Below are 20,652 nucleotides of genomic sequence, written 5' to 3' on the forward strand. Positions count from 1 at the left end.
GAGTGAAGCGGGAGTGAAGGGCGCCAGGTGACGGGTCAGTTCAGCGCGCTGCTGCGGCAGCTGCGGCGACGGGCGGGGATGACGCAGGACCAGCTGGCGGAGCGGTCGGGGGTCGGCGTGCGCACGATCCGGAGGTTCGAGTCCGGCGAGCGCAACGATCCCCGGATGGCGACGGTGCGCCTGCTGGCCGAAGCACTCGACGTACGCCCGGCCGAGCGCGACGAGTTGCTGGCCGCGGTGCTCCCCACCGAACTGGCCGGCGCCGGTGGGCCGGTGCCCCGGCAACTGCCCGCGCCGCCGGGGGCGTTCGTCGGGCGGAGTCGTGAACTGGACGCGCTTTCGGCCGCGGTGGACCAGGCGTCGGCCGCCGGTGGCACGGTGGTGGTCTCGGCGATCGGCGGTGGCGGGGGAGTCGGCAAGACCTGGCTCGCCCTGCACTGGGCACACCAGCACCTGGCCGAGTTCCCCGATGGGCAGCTGTTCGCCGACCTGCGCGGCTTCAGCCCGGACAGCGAACCGACGCGGATCGGCGCGATGGTGCGCGGGTTCCTGGACGCCCTCGGGGTGGAATCCGGGCGCGTCCCGGTCGGCCTGCCCGCCCAGACCGCGCTGTACCGCAGCCTGGTCGCCGGGAAGCGGATGCTGATCGTGCTGGACAACGCCGCCGACGCCGAGCAGGTCGTGCCGCTGCTGCCCGGCGGGGACGCCGGCACCGTGCTGATCACCAGCCGCCGGACGCTGACCGGGCTGGTCGCCCGCCACAACGCGCACCACCTGCCACTCGACATGCTCGGCGCCGACGAGGCCCACGCCCTGCTGGCCACCCAGATCGGGCCGGACCGGGTGGCGGCCGAGCCGGCGGCGGTGGCGGAACTGGTCAAGCTGTGCGGTGGACTGCCGCTCGCGCTGGGCATCATCGCGGGCCGCGCCAAGATCCATCCCGACGGCCCGCTCGCCGAGATCGCCGAAGAACTGCGGGAAGCCGGGTTGGCGGCACTGGCGGACGAGGACCCGTCGGCGAGCCTGCCCGCGGCGTTGTCCTGGTCCTACGAGCGGCTGACCGCCGACCAGCAGACGGCGTTCGGGTTGCTGGCTCTCGCACCCGGCGCCAACATCTCCCTGCCCGCGGCCGCCTGCCTCATCGGCCATCCGCTACCGCGCGCCCGGAAACTGTTGCAGGAACTGGAAAACGCCTCGTTGCTGAACCGGTACGGGGACGGCCGGTACGCCATGCACGACCTGATCCGCCGCTACGCCGCCGACACCGCGCACCAGCGGCTGCCTGCCGAAGTGCCGGAGCGGGCGTTGCGCCGGGTGGTCGAGTTCTGCCTGCACACCGCCCACGCCGCCGACCGGCTCCTGGATCCCCACCGCCCGCCGGTCCGGCTCGATCCGCCCGGACCGGAGTTCCACCCCGCGCCGCTGCCCGACTACGCCGCGGCGCTGGCCTGGTTCGACGCCGAGCACTCCTGCCTGCTGGCGGCACAGCACACGGCCGCCGCCCGCGGCTGGCACCAGACGGTCTGGCAGCTGGCCTGGACCCTGGGCACCTACCACGACCGGCGGGGCCGGGGCGACGACCGGCTCGCCGTCTGGCGCGCCGGCCTGGCCGCCGCCGAGCACCTCGGCGACCCCGCCGCCCGCACCCGCGCCCACCGCGCCCTCGGTTACGCCTGCACCGAAGTGGGACGGCACGAGGAAGCGGTCGAGCACCTGCACGAGTCCCTGGCACTGGCGGCCGACCACAACGACCACACCAACCAGGCCCACACCCATCGGATGCTCGCGCGCGCCTGGGGGCAGCGGGGCGACAACGAGCAGGCACTGGGACACGCCACCCAGGCACTGGACCTCTACCGCACCCTGGACAACCCGGTGTGGGAAGCCGAAGCGCTGAACGAGATGGGCTGGCACGCCGCCCGGCTCGGCGAGTACGACCGAGCACGCGAGTACTGCGACTCCGCGCTCATCCTGCACCGCCGCCACGACAATCCCGACGGTGAGTCGTACGCACTGGAGAACCTGGGCTACATCGCCCACCACACCGGACGGCACGACGAAGCCGTCCAGCACTACCAGCCCGCCCTCGCGCTGCTCCGCGATCTCGGCTACAGCTACGAACTCGCCAACACGCTCGACGGCCTGGGTGACTCGCAGGTCGCCCTCGGCCGGCACGACGAGGCACGCGCGGCGTGGCAGGAGGCGCGGGAGCTGTACCGGGCACAAGAACGCCACGACGACGCCGACCGTCTCCAGCGACAACTCGAGGACTTGTGACCCGGGCAGGGACGGTTATTCGAGGTGTCTGCCGTAGGGCACCGCTTTGACGAGTGTCGCGCGCACGGTGGCGCCGCTCGGCACGGTGTAGGTGCGCGACTCGCCTTGGCGTGCGCCGGTCATGGCGCGGCCGAGTGGCGAATCGGGGGAGTACACCTCGAGTTCGTCGCCCATCGCGCCGTCGCGGACGCCGAGCAGGAAGGTTTCGGTGGTGTTCTCGCCGTCGAAGCGCACGGTGAGCACCATGCCGGGTTCGGCGATGCCGTCGTCCGGTGGCGCCTGCCCGACGACGGCGCGCTGCAGCAGGCCTTCCAGTTCTCGGGTGCGTGCCTGCCGCCGCCGCAGTTCCAGGACTCGGTCTTCGGCGTCACCGCCGGTTTCGGGTGCGGCGCGCAGGGCGCCGAGTTCGGCGCTGAGGCGGGTGTAGGCCTCGTCGGTCAGCCACACGGTTTCCATGGCAGTTCCTCGTTCGTCGGGTTGGCGGGGTCCGCGCCGGCGGAGCAGGGTCGCGTTCGTGTCCTCGGCGAAGCCGGCCGCGACGCGTAGCAGGATGTCCCGTTCGGTGCGCAGCAGAGCGTTCTCGGCGCGGAGGAACGCCAGCTCGGAGTCCTTTGTGGAGGTCAACGGAGCGGGTCGAACGGTCGCAGGGCCTCGGACCGCTTGCCGGTGACGATGCGCTCGGCGAGCAGCCTGCCGGTGACCGGGCCCTGGGTGAAGCCCCACATGCCGTGCCCACCGGCGACGAACACGCCCGGTGCGGTGGTCGCGCCGATCAGCGGGAGACCATCGGTGGTGACCGGTCGCGGCCCGACCCACGTGCCGGTCCGGGCGGACCAGTCCACGTCGTCGAAGAACGGGGCCGCCGAGCGCACGATGGCCCGCACGCGCCGTTCGTCCGGCGGATCGTCGGGACCGCGGAACTCCATGGTTCCCGCGACGCGCATCCCGTCGCGGTAGGGCGTGCAGGCGACGCGGATGCCGGGCAGGTAGACCGGGTGCCGGATCGGCGACGCGGTCGGCACGGTGAAGGAGTAGCCGCGCCCGGCCCGCACGGGTACGCGCACGCCGAGCTTCTTGGCCAGCGGGCTCAGCCACGCTCCGGTCGCCAGGACGGCGACGTCGCCCGACGCGCCGGCGTCGTTGTCGGCAACCAGGGTGACCGCGTTGCGCTGGGGGAGGATCGAGCGGACGTCGAATCCGGTGCGGATCGTGCCGCCGCGCTCGCGCACCGAGTCCGCCAGCGCCGCGACGAAGCCGCCCGGATCGACGTAGCGCTGGCCGGCCAGTTGTACTCCGGCCCCGGCGCGGGCGGACAGTTGCGGCACGTGGGCGGCGACTTCGCTCCCAGTCAGGGTCGTGTGGTCCACCAGGACCCCGGCCGCGGTGATCCGGCGCAGTTCGGCCAGCAGGGGTGCGGTCTGTGCGGCGGACTCGAACACCGCGGTGATCGGTGCTTCGACGGTCTCGGCCGCCACGCCACCGCGGATCAGTGCGTCGAACCCGTCGAGGCATTCGTTGTTGAGCGCCAGGTTGCCCGCCACCACGCGATGCCAGGCGGGCCAGGTGCAGTGCGCCGCGAACCGCAGCAGGAACGACCACAACCCGGGACTGACGGTCGGTGGCACGTGCAACGGGGCGTCACGCCGGACCAGCGAACCGAGTCCGGTGCGCAGCACCGCGGGTTCGTTGAGCGGGATGGCGAGACCGGGCGACAGCCAGCCGGCGTTGCCCCAGGAGGCACCGGCGGCTACCCCGTTCCGGTCCAGCACGGTCACCCGCACGCCGTGTTCCTGCAGGAACCACGCCGTGGACAGGCCGACGATCCCGGCGCCCACCACCACGGCGGTACGCGGCCTTCCGCCGGTGGTTTCAGTCATCGGGTCCTCCTCGAACGGGTCTGGTCTGTCCGAGCATCACCGAGGTCGCGGCGCCGGGGCATGTACTGATCGCACAATCTGGGGAATCGCGCTTGTAGGATCCGGACATGGTCAAGCTCGACCGGCTGATCACGATCCTCGGGACCTACGGTGCGCGGCTGGCCGGATCCGGGGCGGATCGTGAGGCCGGATTGCACAGCGTCGCCCTGCACGACCCGGTCCGGCCGGGCTCGTCGGCGGGTGACGTCTTCCTGGCCGTCGGCGTGCCGACGCTGGCCGAAGCCGTCGAACTCGCCAGGGACGCCCAGGCGCTGGTGCTGGTCGTGCGGACCACCGAAACACCTTCGGCAAGCCTGTTGCACGCCGCGACCGGGCTCGCCGTGCTGGTGGTCGAGCCGAGCGTGTCGTGGAGCCAGCTGGCCGGAGCGGTCTACGGACTGGTGCTCGAAGGGCGGGAGACCGAGTCGGGCCGGGGCCCGGCCGACCTGTCCGCACTGGCCGACACCATCGCGGCGGCGGTGGGCGGGCCGGTCACCATCGAGGACCAGCTGTCCAGGGTGATGGCTTATTCGAGCCAGCAGCACGAGGCCGACCCGGCCAGGCAGGACACCATTCTCGGCCGTCGTGTGCCGGATCGCGTGCGTGCCCTGCTCGAACGCCAGGGCGTGTTCACCCACCTCGCCCGCTCTGATGAACCGCTGTACGTTCCGGCCTCACCGGAGCACGGGCTGCACGGCCGATCGGTCGCCTCGGTGCGCGCGGGCAAGGAAGTGCTGGGCTCGCTGTGGGTGGTGCGCACCGAACCGCTGGACGAGGCGCGGGCGCGTATCCTGGCCGACGGCGCGCGCACGGTTGCGCTGCACCTGCTGCGCTGGCGGGTCAGCGCCGACCTGGAACGCCAGGTGGAGTCGGAGCTGGTGATCCAGCTGCTCGAAGGCGCCACGGACGCGGACGCGGCGGCCGCGAAACTGGGCCTGCCCACCTCGGGACTGCGGGTCGTCGCCGTGCAGGCGCACACCGAAGCCGAACGCCACGCCGGGCTGCTGCTCGCCTTCGAACGGGCCACCACCGGGTTCGGCTGGTCGCGCGTGGGACGCAGCACGCTGTTCGGCAACACGGTCTACACCGTGCTGCCCGCCGAAGCGGACGACGCGGCCGCGAGGCGCTGGGTGCGCGAACTCGCGCACGGCCTGCCCGCGCACCTGCGGATCGTCGCGGGTGTTTCGGGGGAGTGCGTGGTCGCCGACCTGCCCGCCGGACGGCGAGAAGCCGACGAATGCCTTGCGCTGCAAGAGAAACTCGGTCACACCGATGCGCTGTCCTACGACGAGTCGTGGCACGAGGTGCTGCTTCAGCGCCTGCGTTCGGTCGCCGCGGTGGGCCGGGTGCCCGCTCGCGGGCCGGTGGCACGGCTGGCCGGACACGACGCCAGGCACGGCACCGACTACCTTCCGACGCTGCGGGCGTTCCTGGAAGCGCAGGGCGATCTGTCCCACGCGGCCACCACCTTGGCGGTCCACCAGAACACGATCCGCAACCGGCTGCGCCGGATCGCGGCCGTGCTGCCCGAAGTGGACCTCGGCGATCCGGGCCAGCGCCTGGCCATGCTGATCGCGATGGCGGTGCACGACTAGCCGTTGGGCAAGGCTTGGTGTGGACGGTCCGCCCGCGCCCGCCGGTTCAGTCGCCGGAGTGGTCCGGCAGGAGTCGGGCCGCGAGTGATCGTGCTGTGGCGGTGAGTGTGGCCGTGTCCATCCCGGTCCGGCTCATGAACACGATCCCTTGTTGCGCGGCCAGGAGGGCTCGCGCCAGGGCGATCGGATCCACGCCGGCCCGCAGGTCGCCCTCGCGCTGGGCGCGGGCGGCGCAGTCACCGATCAGCGCGGTGGACGTCTCGTAGGTGCGGTGGGCGTGGGCGAGAACTTCCGGATCGGCGTTGCCGAGTTCGCAGGTGCTGTTGGCCATCAGGCAGCCACGCCGCGCGCCGGCCGGGTCGTCGATCGGTGCCTCGAGGAGCATGCGTAGTGCGTCCACCGCCCGTGGAGCCTCGGCGAGGGCTTTCCGAAGATGGTCGTGGCTGTCGTCGGTGTAGCTGCGCAGCGCACGGAGGAAGAGCTGGCGCTTGTCGCCGAATGCCGCGTAGAGGCTGCCTTTGCCCAGCCCGCTGACCCGCATCAGGTCCTCCAGCGAGGTCGCGGCGTAACCGGCGTCCCAGAACTGCTCCCGGACGGCGTTGAGCACCTGCTTTTCGTCGAACGCTCGCGGACGTGCCATGCGCCCCAGGATACGGATTCTTGACCGCTCGGTCCACTATCCCTATGGTGGACCGAGCGGTCAAGAACTCCGCCGCTCGTCGCACTCAGGGAAGTGGGAAGCACATGGGAAAGCTGGACAACAAGGTGGCGATCGTGACCGGCGGGTCGCGGGGGATAGGGGCGGCGTCGGCGCTGGCGCTGGCCGACGAGGGAGCCGACGTCGCGATCAGCTACTCGTCCTCGGCGGATCGGGCCAAGGCCGTGGTCGCCGAGCTGGAGGCGAAGGGGGTGCGCGCGGCGGCCTTCCAAGCCGACCAGGCGGACGCGGCACAGGCGGCGGGCCTGATCCACAGCGTGGTCGAGCAGTTCGGGAAGCTGGACATCCTCGTCAACAACGCGGCCGTGGGTGGTGGCGGCCCCGTCGACAGCGAACTCGTCGACGAAGCGGCCATCGAGCGGCAGCTCGCCGTCAACTACACCAGTGTGGTGGCCGGGATCCAGGCGGCGGTGCCGTTGCTGCCGAACGGCGGGCGGATCGTCAGCATCAGTTCGGGTGTGGCTACTCGGGCGGGTTTCCAGGGGATGGCGTACTACACGGGAACGAAGTCGGCCCTCGAGGGCTTCAGCCGGGGCGCGGCCCGTGATCTGGCGCACCGGGGCATCACGGTCAACGTCGTCCAGCCAGGTTTCGTCGACACCGAGGGAAACCCCGCCGACGGCCCGGCAGCGGCCATGTTCCTCCCGACAACGGCGATCGGGCGGTACGGCAGGCCGGAGGAGATCGCCGCGGGCGTTGTCTTCCTCGCCAGCCCGCAGGCTTCCTACGTCACCGGCACGGTGTTGAGGATCGACGGCGGATACAGCGCATAACCCGACTTGCCCGGTCAGGCGGCCGTGGTTCCCGCGGTGAGCCGGTCGAGGACCTCGGTGAGCAGGCCGACACCGGCGAGGGCGTCGGCGTCCTTGGTCAGTTCGGCTTCGTTGTGGCTGATGCCCTCCACGCTGGGCACGAACAGCATCACCGTGGGGACCCGGCCGTTCATGTTCACCGAGTCGTGCCCGGCGATGGTCATGATCTCCCGGTGGGACAGGTCCAGTTCGTAGGCGCAGTCACGCGCCAGCTTGACCCCGGCCGCCGGGAACGGGCGCACGCCCCAGTGGTGTGCGCCCGCCACCGAGATCGAAACCCGCGCCGCCCGCTCGATCGCCGGAATCCGCTCGTGCAGCATCGCGTTCGCCCGCGCCAGCACGGCCTCGTCCGGCGAGCGCAGGTCCAGGTGCAGCCGTGCCTCCCTGGCCACGGTCACCGGGCTGTTCGGCTCCACGGTCAGCTGTGACACCGAGGTGTGCAGCGGGGCGTCCGGTGTGGACAGTGCGTCGGCGATTTCGCGGGCCAGCACGGTCAGGTGCGCGGCACCGAGCAGCGCGTCCCGCCGGTCGGCCATGACCGTGGAGCCGGTGTGGCTCTGCTCGCCGGTGACGGTGAGGAAGTACTTGTGCGCCGACCAGGTCGCGTGCACCAGGCCGATGGTGTGCCCGCTGTCCTCCAGCACCCGGCCCTGCTCGATGTGGATCTCGGCGTAGGCGGCCACGTCGTCGATCGACGGCGCGTCGTCGCCGAGCTGACCCAGCTCGGCGAGCCGGTCCCCGACCCGGACGCCGCCCAGGTCGCGGGTGTCCAGTGCCGCGTCGGCGTCGAGCAGGCCGGTGAACACGGCGCTGCCCATCATGCTCGGTGTGAAACGCGAGCCTTCTTCGTTGAACCAGTTGACAACGCCGACGTTGTAGCGCGGTGTGCTGCCGGACTCCCGCCACCGCTCGGCGACGCGCTGGGCGGCGTGCGCCGCGGCCAGCACACCGTAGGCGCCGTCGTAGCGGCCGCCGAACGGCTGGCTGTCCAGGTGCGAGCCGACCAGCACGTACGGCGCGCCGGGAACGGTGTCGAGCAGGCCGAACTGGTTGCCGATCAGGTCGAAGCCGACCCGGAAACCGCGTGAGGTGAGGAGTTCGCCGAACCAGGCGCGCTGCGCGGCGTCGGCGTCGGTGGCGGCCTCGCGGTGCACGCCACCGCGTTCGGTGGCGCCGAAGGTGGACAACGTGGCGAAATCGTCCAGGAAACTGCCGGTCATCGAAGGGCTCCTTCCGGTCGGGACAACGGGCCGCGGGTGGTGGGATCGGTGCGCAGGTGCAACACCGCGGGGCCGGGTGCGTCGAGCGCCTTCCTCAGGGCCACCTCGAACTCGCCAGTGTGGGTGACGGTGGCGCCGAACGCGCCGTACGCCCTGGCCAGCTCGGCGAAGTCCGGATTGGACAGTCCGGTGCCGCTGGGGCGCCCGGGGTAGTGCGCCTCCTGGTGCGCCCGGATCGTCGCGTAGCAGCCGTTGTCCACGATCAGCACCAGCACCGGCAGGCGCCGCTCGACGGCGACGGCGAGTTCCTGGCCGTTCATCATGAAGCAGCCGTCACCCGCCACCGACAGGACCCGCCGGTCCGGCCGGACGAGGGCGGCCGCGACGGCGGCGGGCACACCGAACCCCATGGCGCCGTTGCGGGGCGCGAGCAGCGAGCCGGGCCGGTGGGCGGGCAGGTAGCGCTGCGGCCAGATCGCGTGGTTGCCCGCACCGAAGGTCACGATGGGATCGGTTTCCAGGTTCCGCCGCAGGAGCCCGAATGCGGCGCCGAGGTCGACACCCTGGTCACCGTCCGGCGCGGGACGTGACCAAGCCCGGTGCGCCTCGTGCGCTGTCCGCATGGGCGCCGGATCGGCCCCCGGCCGCACCAGCACGTCGCGAGCGGCGGCCACGAACGCCGCCGGCGTCGCGACGACGGTCGCGTCCAGGCGCCCGGTGTGGCCGTGCGCGGCCGGGTCCGGTCCGATGTGGACAGACGCGGCGTCGGTGCCGATGGTGTAGGAGTCGGTGGGGACGTCACCGCGCGGGCAGCCGAGCCAGAGCTGGAGATCGCTGTCGCGCAGCACCGCGGCCGCCGACGCGGAGCGGCCGTAGCCGAGTGAACCGGCGTAGCAGGGGCTGTCGTGGTCGATCGCGTCGTAGGCGCGGAAGTCGGTGAGCACCGGCAACGCGGCGGCCTCGGCCCATTCGGCGAGGTCCCGGGCGGCCTGCTCGGTCCAGCCATCACCACCGGCGACGGCCACCGGCGCCTTCGCGACGGCCAGCAGCGCGGCGACGGCGTCGAGATCGGCGGGTGACGGCGACGGCCGGGCGGGCGCGCGCGGCGGGAGCGTGACACCGTCGGTCGGCTCGGTCAGGGTCGTCTCCGGCAGGCCGACCACCACCGGTCCCGGCCGTCCGGTGACCGCGATCTGCATGGCCTCGGCGACGATCCCGGCCGCGGCCGCCGGGTCGTCGAGCACCAGCACCCGCTTGGCCGTGCTGCCGAACCAGGCGTTCGGGTCGAACTCCTGGAAGGACTCGCGGTAGCGCTGGCCTGCCGGGATCAGCCCGGCGAACAACACCATCGGCGTGGCGTCCTGCCAGGCCGTGTGCACGGCGATGGCGGCGTTCGCCGCGCCGGGACCGCGGGTCACCATCGCCACTCCCGGGCGGCCGGTGAGCCGTCCTTCGGCCACGGCCATGAAACCCGCGCCGCCCTCGTGCCGGCAGACCACGGTGTCGATGGGCGAGTCGTACAGGCCGTCGAGCACGTCGAGATAGCTCTCTCCCGGCACGCAGTAGACACGCTCGACCCCCGAGCGCTCCAGCTGGCGGACGACCAGGTGCCCGGCACTGCACGGGTTCGGCACGGTTTCCCTCCCGGCGGACAAGGTGTGGCGGACCTCCAGCACACCAGCCGCCGGTGGCCGGGAGAAGCGGCGTCCGCCACGCGAACCGACGCCCTGGTTGTGCAGACGCCCATCGCGGCCGGGGCAAGTCGGTGCACCGCGCGGTTTCGTGACCCCGGTCCCGTCTGCATGCTGTTGCGCACCGCACCACCACCCGCGGACGGAGGATGAGCGATGAGCGAGAAATCCGGCCCGGCCGGCGCCGCGACGGTGACCGATGCCGAAGCCAGGAAGGTGGCCTTCGGCGCGTTCGTCGGCACCGCGCTGGAGTGGTACGACTTCTTCCTGTACGGCACGGCTTCCTCACTGGTGTTCAACCGGCTCTACTTCGCCACCGACGACGCCGTGGTGGCCACCCTGGCGGCGTTCGCGTCGTTCGCGGTCGGCTTCGCGGCGCGCCCGCTCGGCGCGGTGATCTTCGGCCACCTCGGTGACCGGATCGGGCGGAAGAAGTGCCTGATCATCACCGTGACCATGATCGGCGTGGTCACCACGCTGATCGGTGTGCTGCCGAGCTATCTCTCGATCGGCGTCGCCGCGCCGATCCTGCTGACGCTGTTCCGGTTGCTGCAGGGCGTCGCGGTCGGCGGCGAGTGGGGCGGGGCGGTCACCCTCGCCGTCGAGCACGCCCCGCCGGAGCGCCGTGGCCGCTACGCCGCGATGCCGCAGATCGGTTCCCCGGTCGGCACCCTGCTCTCCTCCGGCGCGTTCCTGGCGGTGTCGGCCCTGCCCTCGGAATCGTTCGACTCGTGGGGCTGGCGGCTGCCGTTCCTCGCCGCGTTCCCCCTGCTCGGCATCGCGTTGTGGCTGCGCCGCCGGGTCGAGGAATCACCGCTGTTCGAGAAGTTGCTCGAAGAGGACGAGCGCGCCTCGTCACCGGTCCGCCAGGTCTTCGCCACCGCGTGGCCGCAACTGCTGGTCGGCGCCGGTACCGCGCTGCTCGGCGTCGGCGGCTTCTACCTGATCACCACCTTCGTGATCAGCTACGGCACTGCCACGCTGGGCATGCCGCGCTGGCTCCTGCTCACCGCGACGCTGGTCGCGGCCGTGGTGGAGATCGTGGTGCTGATCGTGGGCGGCAGGCTGGCCGAACGGTACGGACCGGCCAGGGTGACCGTGGCCGGGGCACTGGGTTCGGCGCTCGTGGCGTTCCCGGCGTTCTGGCTGATCGACACCACCGCGGCGGTCGCGGTGATCACCGGGGTGACCCTGGTGACCGCGCTGCTCTCGGTGCCGTATGCGGTGTCGGGTGCGCTGCTCACCGAACTGTTCCCGGCGCGACTGCGCTACAGCGGCGTCGCTCTCTCGGCGAACATCGCCGGGGTCGCCAGCGGTTTTGTGCCACTGGCCGCGACCGCGCTGCTCACCCTCGGCGACGGCAGCTCGGTGCTGCCGACCCTGCTGCTGATCGTCATCTCCCTGGTGACCTGCGGCTGCGGCCTCGTCGCGCCGAGGATGTTCACCAGCCGGGACAAGGTGAAGACCGCGGTCTGAACCGCGGCGGCCGGTCAGCGGGGCGCGAGGGTTTCGGAGCAGGCGAGCGCGAGCAGCACCACGGTCGCCTGCTCCGGCACCGTCACGTCCCGTCCGGTCAGCTCGGTGATCCGGCGCAGGCGGTTGAGCACGGTGTTGCGGTGGCACCAGAGTTCCTGGGCGACGGCGGTGACCGAGCCGGTGCGCGCCCAGGCCCGGATCGTGTCCAGCAGGCGTTCGCGCTCGGCGGGTGGCAGGGCGGACAGGCCGCCGAGCACGGACCCGACCAGTTCCGGCCCGATGCCCCGAGTGCCGGCGAGGCCCACCGCCGCGACCGGCAACCAGGCGTCGTACGGGTCGACCGGTCCCGCCAGCTCGGGCAGCGCGTCCACGGCTCGCAACGCGGTCCGCGCGCTCGACGGCACGTTCGCCACGCCGTGCGCGAGTGGTCCCAGCACGCACGGAACGGCGTCGAGCAGGCCGCCCAGCGCGGAGCGGAGCGCGCGGATCCCGGCCGATCCCGCACCCGGTTCCGCGCCCGTCCACCGGGCGATCAGCACCGCGTGCCTGGCCAGTGCCTGCACGTGGACAGGGCGGCCCTGCGCGGCGAACGTGTCCGCGACGCGATGCAGCCGCGCACCGGCCGAGGCGGGGGAGACCACCACGAGCAGGTCGTCGTCGACGTCGATGGCCAGCGCCCGCGCGACCCGCGCCACGTCGTCCGGGCCGGGGTCGCCGAGCACGTGGCCGGGCCCGTCGACCTGGCCGAGCAGCGCGGCGACCAGCATCGACCGCTCACCCTGGCGCTCGCGGGCGATCAGCGCGCCCTCGTCCTGGTAGGCGAGCTGGACGTGCAGGGCGTGCTCCTCCACCGCCGCCCACACCCGGTCGACCCGCGCCACCAGCAGCGGACCGTCCTCGGGCCCGGCCTGCTCGCGCAGGGCGTCCCAGACGATCCGGAAGTTCAGCCGCACCGCGGTGAGCAGGTCGTTGAGCGGGACGCCGCGGTGGGCCCGGTCCTGGCCGATCTCGGTGCCGATGCCGGTCAGCCTGGCCGGGATCGGGGCCCGGCTGATCCGGCGCAGCAGGTAGTCGAAGGTGCGGGTGGCGTCGTGTTCCATCCGGTCGGTGGGCACCAGGCCGCGTGCGTACGGCGGCACGCGGCGGACCTGGGCCAGGAACGAGCGGAAGAGGGCGTCGGAGTCCCCGCGCAACCGCGTGACCAGTTCCTCCCAGCGGGCGTCGGCGGGCTCCGCACCATTGGGCATGTGCACACCTTATGGCCGCGGTTCGACCCCGCACCATTCGGCGATGAACAATGCGATGGCGGTAGTGATCCGCCGGATCGACTCGACCTCGACCCGTTCGTCGATGCCGTGGATCGCCTCGGAGACCGGGCCGTACACCAGGCACGGCAGGTTCCCGTAGAGAGTGAACACACGGCCGTCCAGGTAGCCGGGCGTGGTGAAGGACTCCAGTTCGCTGCCGAACACCCGCTCGTGCGCGCGGGCCAGCACGCCCTCGGCGTCGGAGCCCTCCTCCAGCACGTAGCCCTCGGCGAAGAAGCCGGACGGGGTGGCGACGACGGCGTCCGGCAGGTCGGTCCGCGCGGCCGACTTGGCCAGGACCTCCTGGATCTCGGCCCACGCGTCGGCGGCGGAGGTGCCAGGGTAGAAGGCCGCGCGGACGGTGAAGGTGCACTGCGCGGGCACGCTGGACGGCCAGTCGCCGCCGTTGATCACGCCGAAGTTGAAGTTGATCGGGTGCTCGGTGTGCTCGAAGTACCGGTGCCGGTCCTTGCGCCGGTTCCATTCGGCTTCGAGCTCGCGCAGGTCGTTCATCACCGCGTACGCGGCGTCGATGGCGTTCTGTCCGGTGTCCATCACCCGCAGGTGGGCCGGGACGCCGCGGACCTTGACGTCGAACCACAGCACGCCGACGTTGGCGCGGACGAGCTTGTCGTCCTCCGGCTCGGGGATCACGCAGGCGTCGGCGGTGTAACCGCGCAGGAGGGCGGCCAGCGAACCGTTGCCGGTGCACTCCTCCTCGACCACGGACTGGACGTGGATCCGGCCGGTCGGCCGCAGCCCGGCCGCGGTCAGCGCGCCCAGCGCGAACAGGTTCGCGCCGATCCCGGCCTTCATGTCGGCGCTGCCGCGGCCGTACAGCCAGCCGTCGACGACGCTCGCGTCCCACGGGGACCGGCTCCAGTACTCGTCCGGTCCGGTGGGGACGACGTCGACGTGCCCGTTGAGGATCAATGAGCGCCCCCGTTCGACCGGTGGATTCCAGGTGCCGACGAGGTTCTCCAGCGTGCCGGGGTCCACTGTGGTCGGGCCGTACCCCTCGTGCGCCCGCAGCTCCGGCGAGTCGATGACCCAGCGGTCGATGTCCAGGCCCGCCTCGGTCAGCGCCTCCTCGATCAGGTCCTGCGCCCCGGCCTCGCCGGTGCGCGGGCTCGGGCGGCGCACCAGGTCGGCGGTCCAGGCGAGCTGCTCGTCGAAGCGCTCGTTGACCGCCGCGATGACGCGCTCGGCGATTTCGGGGTCGAGCATGCGGATCGTGCCTCCAACCATGGGCTTTGTGCTGACCAGCTCCACGGTCACGCCGAGACGTCGCCGCGACAAGTGAGTGGCACACACATTTGCCGCCGCCGGCGGTGTGCAGATACACAGCGGAAACGGTCCGGCCGGACCTTGATCACCGTGGCACTGGTGGGTGCCCGTAAGCCCAAGGCTCGGTTGACCGCGCACGTTGCCGGGGGAGATGCTCGGGCCTGACATCGGGGTCGCTTGGGGGAACGAGGATGACCGGGCCTGGGACGCGGTGTTGGGTGTCCACGCCGCTGAGCCGTTTCTTCGGGCGCGCCGACGAGACCCGCGCGGTCCGCGCGTTGCTCGACGGGGCCCGCCTGGTCACGGTGGTCGGCCCGCCGGGCAGCGGCAAGACACGCCTGGGCACCGAGGTCGGCGTCGAGTTGCGCAGCGGGTTCCGCGACGGAGCCTGCTTCGTCGACCTGACCTCGGTCGGTGACGCCGCGTCCGTGCCGTCCGCCGTCGCCGCGGCGCTGGGTGTCGCGCAGCGGCCGGGATACACGGTGACCGAGGCGGTCGTCGAGGCATTGGCGACCGCGGAGTTGCTGGTGATCCTGGACAACTGCGAGCACCTGGTGGAGGCGGCTGCCACCATGACGGGCGCGCTGCTGTCCGGCTGCGCCGAGGTCCGGTTGCTGGCCACCAGCCGCCTCGCGCTCGGGGTCGGCGGCGAGCAGTTGTTCCCGCTCCCGCCGCTGGACCTCGAGCCGTCGGTCGCGTTGTTCGCCGACCGGGCCCGGCTGGTCCGGCCCACCGTCAGCTTCGACGGCGACGATCAGCGGCACATCGAGCGGATCTGTCTCCGCATGGACGGCCTGCCGCTGGCCATCGAACTCGCCGCGGCGTGGATCAGGGTGCTGTCCCCGGCCCAGCTCCGGCACCGGCTCGACACCGTGCTGCCCATGCTGATCAGCACCGAGGACCCGGTGTCCCGGCAAGGCACCATGGAAGCCACCGTGGGGTGGAGCTACCGACTGCTGACCCCCGCGCGGCAGTTCCTGTTCGACCAGCTCTCCGTGTTCGTCGGTGGCTTCGATCTCGCCGCCGCCGAAGCCGTCACGAACCGCGGCGTGCTCGACGATCTCGCCGCGCTGGTCGATCATTCCCTCGTACTGGCCGAGGATTCCGGTGCGAGCATGCGTTACCGGCTGCTCGAGCCCGTCCGGCAGTACGGGGTGACCGCGCTGGCCGAGCGGGGCGAGGGCGACACGCGGGCCCGCCACGCCGAGCACTACCTCGCGCTCGCCAAGCGCGGAGACGTCGGGCTGCGCCGCGCGGACGTCACCCGCCACCTGCTCGAACTGCGCGCCGAGGAGGGAAACCTGCTCGCCGCCATGGCGTGGGCCCGCGACAACGACCCGGAGACGGCGCTGCGCATCGCCACCGCGCTCGCCTACTTCTGGGAACGGCGAGGCGCCGTGAACGACGGTCGCGCTTGGCTCGCCGAGCTGCTCGACGCCACCGCCGATGAACGGCTGCGCGCTGCCGCACTGGCCGGACTGGGCCGGTTCGCGTGGCGGCAGCGGGACAACGACGCCGCCCGTGCCTGCTACGCCGAGAACCTCGCCATCATGCGCCGGCTCGGGGATCCGCTGGGAATCGCGCGTGCCCTGCGTGGACTCGCGCTCACCGAATGCGCCGCCGGTGACACCGCCACGGCCGCCGATCTCTGCGAGCAGAGCCTGCGGTTGCTCGCCGGCCAGGGTGACGACACCGGAAGCGGGTGGACCCTGACGGTGCTCGCGCTGGTCAAGTTCGCCGACGGCGACTGGGCGGGCGCCGAGCGCTGCGCGCGGCAGGCCCTGGACGCCAGTCGTGACCAGCGCAGCGTGGCGCTGGCGGCCACCGCGCATCTCGGAGTCGCCTACGCCGCCGCCAACACCGGCGACACGGCGACGTACCGCGGGCAGCTGACGGCGGTGCTGGTCGACCTGCGCGACGCGCTGCCGGTCGTGGACGACCCCGACTGGCTGTGGGCGGCCAGCGGTCTCGCCGCCAACGAGGGACGAACCCGGGCGGCACTGCGCCTCGCGGGCGCCGCACGCGCCGTGCACGATCGCGGGAGCCGCATGCCCGACACGTTGATGATCTTCAGCGAGGAGGCCGTCGACCGCGCCCGCCGCGAGGTCGGCGACCGCGCCGCGGCCCGGTTCATGGCACAGGGCGCCGCGATGACGACGGAACAGCTGATGGCCGAGGCACTCGAGCGTCCCGCCGACACCGACCGTCCACTGTCCACCCGGGAACGCGAGGTCGCCGGCCTGGTCGGCGACGGCCTCACCAACGAGCAGATCGCCACGCGCCTCTTCCTGTCGCGGCGCACGGTGGAGTCACACGTCGAGCGGATCAAGAGCAAGCTGGAACTGGGCGGCAGGAACGAGATCATCGCCTGGGTGATCGGCAGGCGACTGGAGGAAGATCCGGGCGTTTACGGATATCCGCGCCGCCGGTGAGCGGACAGGCTCGGGCACATGGCATCCACGAAGTACATGTTCGACACCGCGGAGGAGGGCGAACGCGACCGCCTGCTCGCGCACGCCCTGATGTGGGATCCGGTGACCCGGCGCAGGCTCGGCGGCATCGGGGTCACCGAAGGCTGGCGCTGCCTGGAGGTCGGCGCGGGAAGCGGCACCGTGACGCGCTGGCTGGCCGGTCAGGTCGGCGGCTCCGGCCACGTCGTCGCGACCGACATCCAGCCCAGGTGGCTTCGCTCGCTGGACGCGCCGAACGTCGAGGTGCTGCGGCACGACGTGACCACCGATCCGCTCGGCGAGTCCGTTTACGACCTGATCTGCGCCCGGCTGGTCCTCACGCACCTGCCGGATCCACTCGCGACCGTTGGCAAGCTGCTCCGGGCGCTGGTGCCCGGTGGCTGGCTGCTTGTCGAGGAGTACGACCTGCGCAGCCTGCCGCTGTGTGATCCGCCGGACGCCACGTGGCACAAGGTCGCCGCGGCACCCAGCGAGATACTCCGCCTGGGCGGTGGCGATCCCGAACTGGGGGCGAAGCTGACCGGCATCCTGCACGCCGCGGGCGCCGCGGAGATCGACACCGAGGCGGTCGCCCTGCCCCGGCGCATGCCGGAGGTCCTCAGCTGGCAGGCGCAGTTCGTCCAGTTCCGCGAGCGGCTGATCGACGCGGGACTGGTGTCACCCGCGGAGGTGGACAAGGTGATCGCCGACTTCGACGACGACACCTGCGACCTGGTTGTCCACGGGCCCACCCTCGTGTCCGCGCGAGGCCGCAAAGGTGACTGAACCGGGTACGCACCCGTTCCCGGCACGGTGCCGGACACCTCGCCCGCGATACGCACGGGCATCCGGCCGTCATGACCGAGCGTGACCTCCGGGAGTCCATCGAAGCGGGGCGGTTCCCCGAGTGGGAGCTGGGGTCCAGCACGCCAAGCCGGTGGCCGCCTTCGGCTCCGGGCTCGAACTGCTGCGCGGGATCGGGCTGCCGGATGAGTTCGGGCCTCGCTGCTCGCGGCGTTGGCCGAACACCGCGGCTGGAACCGCGAAACCGACTCCGTGCCCGCCTGACCCTGCGGCCCGCGACCGGCCGGTGCCGTCCCCCGTGGAATAGATTCGGGAACGGCCTGGTTGTATCAGGTGGTCGTAGTTTTTGGGTGTCACCAGCTTTTCTCCTTTCAGGGAACAGGCAGTTGCGTCGAGAACCGGCCTGAGGGCATCCCGCACGGTGCGGGGCCCGTACCAACCCCTGTCAAGGAGCATCAATGACTCAGGGAACTGTCAAGTGGTTCAACGCGGAGAAGGGCTTCGGCTTCATCGCCCGCGAGGACGGACCGGACGTGTTCGTGCACTACTCCGAGATCGAGGGCGGCGGCTTCCGCAGCCTCGAGGAGAACCAGCGCGTCGAGTTCGAGGTCGCCCAGGGCGCCAAGGGCCCGCAGGCCACCGGCGTCCAGGCCGTCTGAGCCTGACCACACACAGCTGAACCGGCCGGGGCCGGCACCCGCGAGGTGCCGGCCCCGGCTTTTCCGTGGCGCACCGGTTTCAGCGGCTCACCGGCCGGGCCGTGCCGACGTACTGGCTGTCCGGAACGAGGCCGGTCGTGCCGCGGCGACCGAACCCACGCTTTCCCAGCCGGGCCCGGATTCATCCGGAGGCGGCCCGGATTCAGATGCCGGAAAGGTCCTCGCGGTCTTCCGGGCCGGAGGCACGCAGTTCGGGGTGCGCGTCCCGGATGGCGGCCGCGTGCCGGACGTGCTCGGCGGTCAGCCTGCTCGCGGCCTCCGCGTCGCCCCGGCGCACGGCGGCCAGGATCTCGTCGTGATCGCGTTGCAGGACACCGGCGTGCGCGACCGACCAGATCGTCGCGGGCGGGGTGAACCGCACCCACAGCGCTTCGACGTACTGCTGCACCAGCGGTGACGACTGCGCGTAGATCGCGAAGTGGAAGTCCTTGTTGAGCCGGGACAGTTCCGCGGGAGGGGCTCCGGCTCGCATGGCCTCGTCGATCGCGGAGTGCCTGGCTTCGATCTCGGCCAGTCCCTCGGCGGTCATCCGCTCGACGGCCATCCCGGCCGCCGCCGATTCCACCGCCGCGCGCAGCCGGTACAGGTCCGCGGCGGTGTCCGGCGTCATCTCACGCACGGTGGCGCCCTTGTGCGCGGAGTAGACGATCATGCCGTCGGCTTCCAGGATGCGCAGAGCTTCGCGGACCGGGGTGGGGCTGACGCCGTAGCGCTTGGCGAGCACGGTCTGCTTGATCAGCTCGCCCGGCCGGATCGTGCCGGCCGCGACGTCCTCGCGGATCCGGTCGGCGACCCAGGCCGTGCGACTCTGCGGAGGGGAGCCCGCGTTCCCAGAAGTCATTTCCACAGTCTATGGGATATGGAGTCAGCCGGTAAAACATGGACTGTGGACAACACTCTATAGAGTATGTACTTTGAGGCGGCGCGCCGGCGACGAGGACGGCTCGACCACCGCTGAGGAGGGTGCATGGACGCACAGACCGGCTTGACCTGGGACGTTGCCGAGTGGATCGGACGGCAGCGCGAGCTGCCCGCCGAGCTGGACCGGCACCTGCGGCGGATGACTCTCGACGCGGTGGCGGGCATGGTCGCCAGCTCAGTGGGGCCGGTGTCCGGGGCGGTCGCGAAGCACGCGTCGGCGCTCTACCCGGGTGACGAGGTCACGGCCATCGGCCACGGTCCCGCGTCGGTACTCGGCGCGGCGCTGGTCAACGGCACGAGCGGGCACGGCATCGAGTCCGACGAGGGTTACACGCCCGGCAGCATGCACCCCACCTCGGTCGTCCTGCCGACGGTGTTCGCGCTCGGGCAGAGCCTGCGCGCGGACGCGCGGACAGTACGGGTCGCGGCGGCGACCGGCATGGAGCTGGCCTGCCGGCTCGCAGCGGCGGGACACCCGGCCACCCGCAACCGGCACTTCCACAACACCCCGCTCGCCGGGGTCTTCGGCGCCACCGCCGCGGCCGCCGTGCTGCGCGGGCTCAGCGTCGCCGAGACCGCGAACGCACTGGGCATCGCCGGCTCGCACGCCGGTGGCCTGTTCGAATTCCTCGGTGATTCCGCCGAGGTCAAGCGGTTCCACCCCGGCAAGGCCGCGCGCGACGGCATCGCCGCGGCGGATCTGGCCGCCGCCGGGCTGACCGGGCCGACCACGGTGCTGGAGGGCACCGACGGCTACTTCGCCGCCTTCGCCGGTCCGGAGGGGGAGGCCTGGTTCCCCGGCCGCATCCGGGACGGACTCGGCGAGAACTGGGTGCTGCTGAACACCTACGTCAAGCCGTACCCGTGCTGCCGCCACCTGCACGGCGCCATCGACGGCGCGCTGGAACTGCGCCACGAGCACAAGCTCGATCCCGCCGAGATCGCCGCGGTCCGGGTGGAGACCTTCCCGATCGCCGCCCGCCACAACGGCACCGACCTGGACACGATTCTCCAGGCACAGCTGAGCCTGCCCTACACGGTGGCGGTCGCGCTCGCCCGCGGAGCGGTGACACTGACCGATTTCGACGCCGCCGCACGGTCCGATGTGGACGTTCGCGCGCTGATGGACCGGATCGCGGTGAGCGTCGACCCGAAGGCCGACACCGACTATCCCCGCGCCGGGCGGCCCGCCCGCACCACCGTCGAACTACGCGACGGGGGCGAGCTGACCACCTGGGTGCAGCACCCCTACGGCGAACCGGCCAACCCGCTGTCCGACGACGCGCTCGAAGCCAAGGTGCGCGGGCTGTGCGAGCCGGTCATCGGGGCGCGGGCGACCGCGGAACTCGTCGACGCGGTCCGGCGGTTCGACGATCTGGGCTTTCTCGTCGAGGCCGACCACGCCATCCGGGCGACCGCCGCCCTGCCGACCACCTGACCCACCGACCGACCACATCCG

16 protein-coding genes are annotated in these 20,652 nt (G+C 72.0%); 8 read left to right on the top strand and 8 right to left on the bottom strand.

Translation table 11 applies throughout. The annotated features are described in order from the left end of the window. The first annotated feature begins 27 nt into the window (after nucleotides 1-27). Complete coding sequence (locus tag YIM_RS23195; RefSeq protein ID WP_153032337.1) at nucleotides 28-2,277, top strand: tetratricopeptide repeat protein; 2,250 nt, start codon at nucleotides 28-30, stop codon at nucleotides 2,275-2,277. Nucleotides 2,278-2,292: 15 nt separating this feature from the next. Here YIM_RS23195 and YIM_RS23200 read toward each other — a convergent pair whose 3' ends face one another. Further along, nucleotides 2,293-2,901, bottom strand: a complete 609-nt coding sequence (locus tag YIM_RS23200; protein WP_370469008.1) for a GreA/GreB family elongation factor — start codon at nucleotides 2,899-2,901, stop codon at nucleotides 2,293-2,295. Further along, complete coding sequence (locus YIM_RS23205; protein WP_153032338.1) at nucleotides 2,898-4,154, bottom strand: FAD-binding oxidoreductase; 1,257 nt, start codon at nucleotides 4,152-4,154, stop codon at nucleotides 2,898-2,900. The genes YIM_RS23200 and YIM_RS23205 overlap by 4 nt, the downstream gene beginning before the upstream one ends. A gap of 107 nt (nucleotides 4,155-4,261) precedes the next feature. Between YIM_RS23205 and YIM_RS23210 the strand changes: the two genes are divergently transcribed. Next, entirely contained in the window at nucleotides 4,262-5,788 is a 1,527-nt protein-coding gene (locus tag YIM_RS23210) for a CdaR family transcriptional regulator (RefSeq protein WP_153032339.1), read from the top strand. A 46-nt stretch (nucleotides 5,789-5,834) separates the two neighbouring features. Here the strand turns inward: YIM_RS23210 and YIM_RS23215 are convergent, their stop codons facing one another. Beyond that, nucleotides 5,835-6,428: a TetR/AcrR family transcriptional regulator gene (locus tag YIM_RS23215; protein WP_153032340.1), complete on the bottom strand. Its 594-nt coding sequence runs from the start codon at nucleotides 6,426-6,428 to the stop codon at nucleotides 5,835-5,837. 104 nt (nucleotides 6,429-6,532) lie between these two features. On the opposite strand from YIM_RS23215, the gene YIM_RS23220 reads away from it, so the two are divergent. Then, on the top strand, nucleotides 6,533-7,279 hold the full coding sequence (locus YIM_RS23220; RefSeq protein WP_153032341.1) for an SDR family NAD(P)-dependent oxidoreductase: 747 nt from the start codon (nucleotides 6,533-6,535) through the stop codon (nucleotides 7,277-7,279). A 14-nt stretch (nucleotides 7,280-7,293) separates the two neighbouring features. Here the strand turns inward: YIM_RS23220 and YIM_RS23225 are convergent, their stop codons facing one another. Further along, nucleotides 7,294-8,538: a M20 family metallo-hydrolase gene (locus YIM_RS23225; protein ID WP_153032342.1), complete on the bottom strand. Its 1,245-nt coding sequence runs from the start codon at nucleotides 8,536-8,538 to the stop codon at nucleotides 7,294-7,296. Further along, nucleotides 8,535-10,172, bottom strand: a complete 1,638-nt coding sequence (locus YIM_RS23230; protein WP_228004930.1) for a thiamine pyrophosphate-dependent enzyme — start codon at nucleotides 10,170-10,172, stop codon at nucleotides 8,535-8,537. Before YIM_RS23230 ends, YIM_RS23225 begins: the two co-directional genes overlap by 4 nt. A 213-nt stretch (nucleotides 10,173-10,385) precedes the next feature. Here YIM_RS23230 and YIM_RS23235 point away from each other — a divergent pair, with 213 nt between their 5' ends. Next, nucleotides 10,386-11,705 (top strand): MFS transporter, encoded by a 1,320-nt coding sequence (locus tag YIM_RS23235; RefSeq protein ID WP_153032344.1) that lies wholly within the window; start codon nucleotides 10,386-10,388, stop codon nucleotides 11,703-11,705. Nucleotides 11,706-11,719: 14 nt separating this feature from the next. On the opposite strand, the gene YIM_RS23240 is transcribed toward YIM_RS23235, so the two are convergent. Both YIM_RS23240 and YIM_RS23245 read right to left on the bottom strand, forming a co-directional pair. Next, complete coding sequence (locus tag YIM_RS23240) at nucleotides 11,720-12,952, bottom strand: CdaR family transcriptional regulator (protein WP_153032345.1); 1,233 nt, start codon at nucleotides 12,950-12,952, stop codon at nucleotides 11,720-11,722. Between the two features lie 9 nt (nucleotides 12,953-12,961). After that, a complete protein-coding gene (locus tag YIM_RS23245; protein ID WP_153032346.1) occupies nucleotides 12,962-14,239 on the bottom strand; it encodes an ArgE/DapE family deacylase in 1,278 nt (425 codons plus the stop codon). A 278-nt stretch (nucleotides 14,240-14,517) separates the two neighbouring features. Here YIM_RS23245 and YIM_RS23250 point away from each other — a divergent pair, with 278 nt between their 5' ends. From YIM_RS23250 to YIM_RS23260, 3 genes are all read left to right on the top strand, one after another. Next, complete coding sequence (locus YIM_RS23250) at nucleotides 14,518-16,731, top strand: tetratricopeptide repeat protein (RefSeq protein ID WP_194240267.1); 2,214 nt, start codon at nucleotides 14,518-14,520, stop codon at nucleotides 16,729-16,731. An 18-nt stretch (nucleotides 16,732-16,749) separates the two neighbouring features. After that, nucleotides 16,750-17,535: a class I SAM-dependent methyltransferase gene (locus tag YIM_RS23255; RefSeq protein ID WP_153032348.1), complete on the top strand. Its 786-nt coding sequence runs from the start codon at nucleotides 16,750-16,752 to the stop codon at nucleotides 17,533-17,535. A 476-nt stretch (nucleotides 17,536-18,011) separates the two neighbouring features. Beyond that, entirely contained in the window at nucleotides 18,012-18,212 is a 201-nt protein-coding gene (locus tag YIM_RS23260; protein ID WP_153032349.1) for a cold-shock protein, read from the top strand. 202 nt (nucleotides 18,213-18,414) lie between these two features. Here the strand turns inward: YIM_RS23260 and YIM_RS23265 are convergent, their stop codons facing one another. After that, entirely contained in the window at nucleotides 18,415-19,113 is a 699-nt protein-coding gene (locus YIM_RS23265) for a GntR family transcriptional regulator (protein WP_153032350.1), read from the bottom strand. Between the two features lie 126 nt (nucleotides 19,114-19,239). Between YIM_RS23265 and YIM_RS23270 the strand changes: the two genes are divergently transcribed. Next, nucleotides 19,240-20,631, top strand: a complete 1,392-nt coding sequence (locus YIM_RS23270) for an MmgE/PrpD family protein (protein ID WP_153032351.1) — start codon at nucleotides 19,240-19,242, stop codon at nucleotides 20,629-20,631. The last annotated feature ends 21 nt before the right edge of the window (nucleotides 20,632-20,652 follow it).

Source organism: Amycolatopsis sp. YIM 10 (assembly GCF_009429145.1).
In the GTDB taxonomy this organism is placed as follows: Bacteria; Actinomycetota; Actinomycetes; order Mycobacteriales; family Pseudonocardiaceae; genus Amycolatopsis.

What these genes read in the sequence shown, in the direction of transcription:
- YIM_RS23255 (WP_153032348.1), top strand. Translation starts at nt 16,750, where the DNA reads ATGGCATCCACGAAGTACATGTTCGACACCGCGGAGGAGGGCGAACGC.
- YIM_RS23210 (WP_153032339.1), top strand. Translation starts at nt 4,262, where the DNA reads ATGGTCAAGCTCGACCGGCTGATCACGATCCTCGGGACCTACGGTGCG.
- YIM_RS23235 (WP_153032344.1), top strand. Translation starts at nt 10,386, where the DNA reads ATGAGCGAGAAATCCGGCCCGGCCGGCGCCGCGACGGTGACCGATGCC.
- YIM_RS23215 (WP_153032340.1), bottom strand. Translation starts at nt 6,428, where the DNA reads ATGGCACGTCCGCGAGCGTTCGACGAAAAGCAGGTGCTCAACGCCGTC.
- YIM_RS23265 (WP_153032350.1), bottom strand. Translation starts at nt 19,113, where the DNA reads ATGACTTCTGGGAACGCGGGCTCCCCTCCGCAGAGTCGCACGGCCTGG.
- YIM_RS23240 (WP_153032345.1), bottom strand. Translation starts at nt 12,952, where the DNA reads ATGCCCAATGGTGCGGAGCCCGCCGACGCCCGCTGGGAGGAACTGGTC.
- YIM_RS23205 (WP_153032338.1), bottom strand. Translation starts at nt 4,154, where the DNA reads ATGACTGAAACCACCGGCGGAAGGCCGCGTACCGCCGTGGTGGTGGGC.
- YIM_RS23220 (WP_153032341.1), top strand. Translation starts at nt 6,533, where the DNA reads ATGGGAAAGCTGGACAACAAGGTGGCGATCGTGACCGGCGGGTCGCGG.
- YIM_RS23260 (WP_153032349.1), top strand. Translation starts at nt 18,012, where the DNA reads ATGACTCAGGGAACTGTCAAGTGGTTCAACGCGGAGAAGGGCTTCGGC.
- YIM_RS23225 (WP_153032342.1), bottom strand. Translation starts at nt 8,538, where the DNA reads ATGACCGGCAGTTTCCTGGACGATTTCGCCACGTTGTCCACCTTCGGC.
- YIM_RS23245 (WP_153032346.1), bottom strand. Translation starts at nt 14,239, where the DNA reads ATGCTCGACCCCGAAATCGCCGAGCGCGTCATCGCGGCGGTCAACGAG.
- YIM_RS23270 (WP_153032351.1), top strand. Translation starts at nt 19,240, where the DNA reads ATGGACGCACAGACCGGCTTGACCTGGGACGTTGCCGAGTGGATCGGA.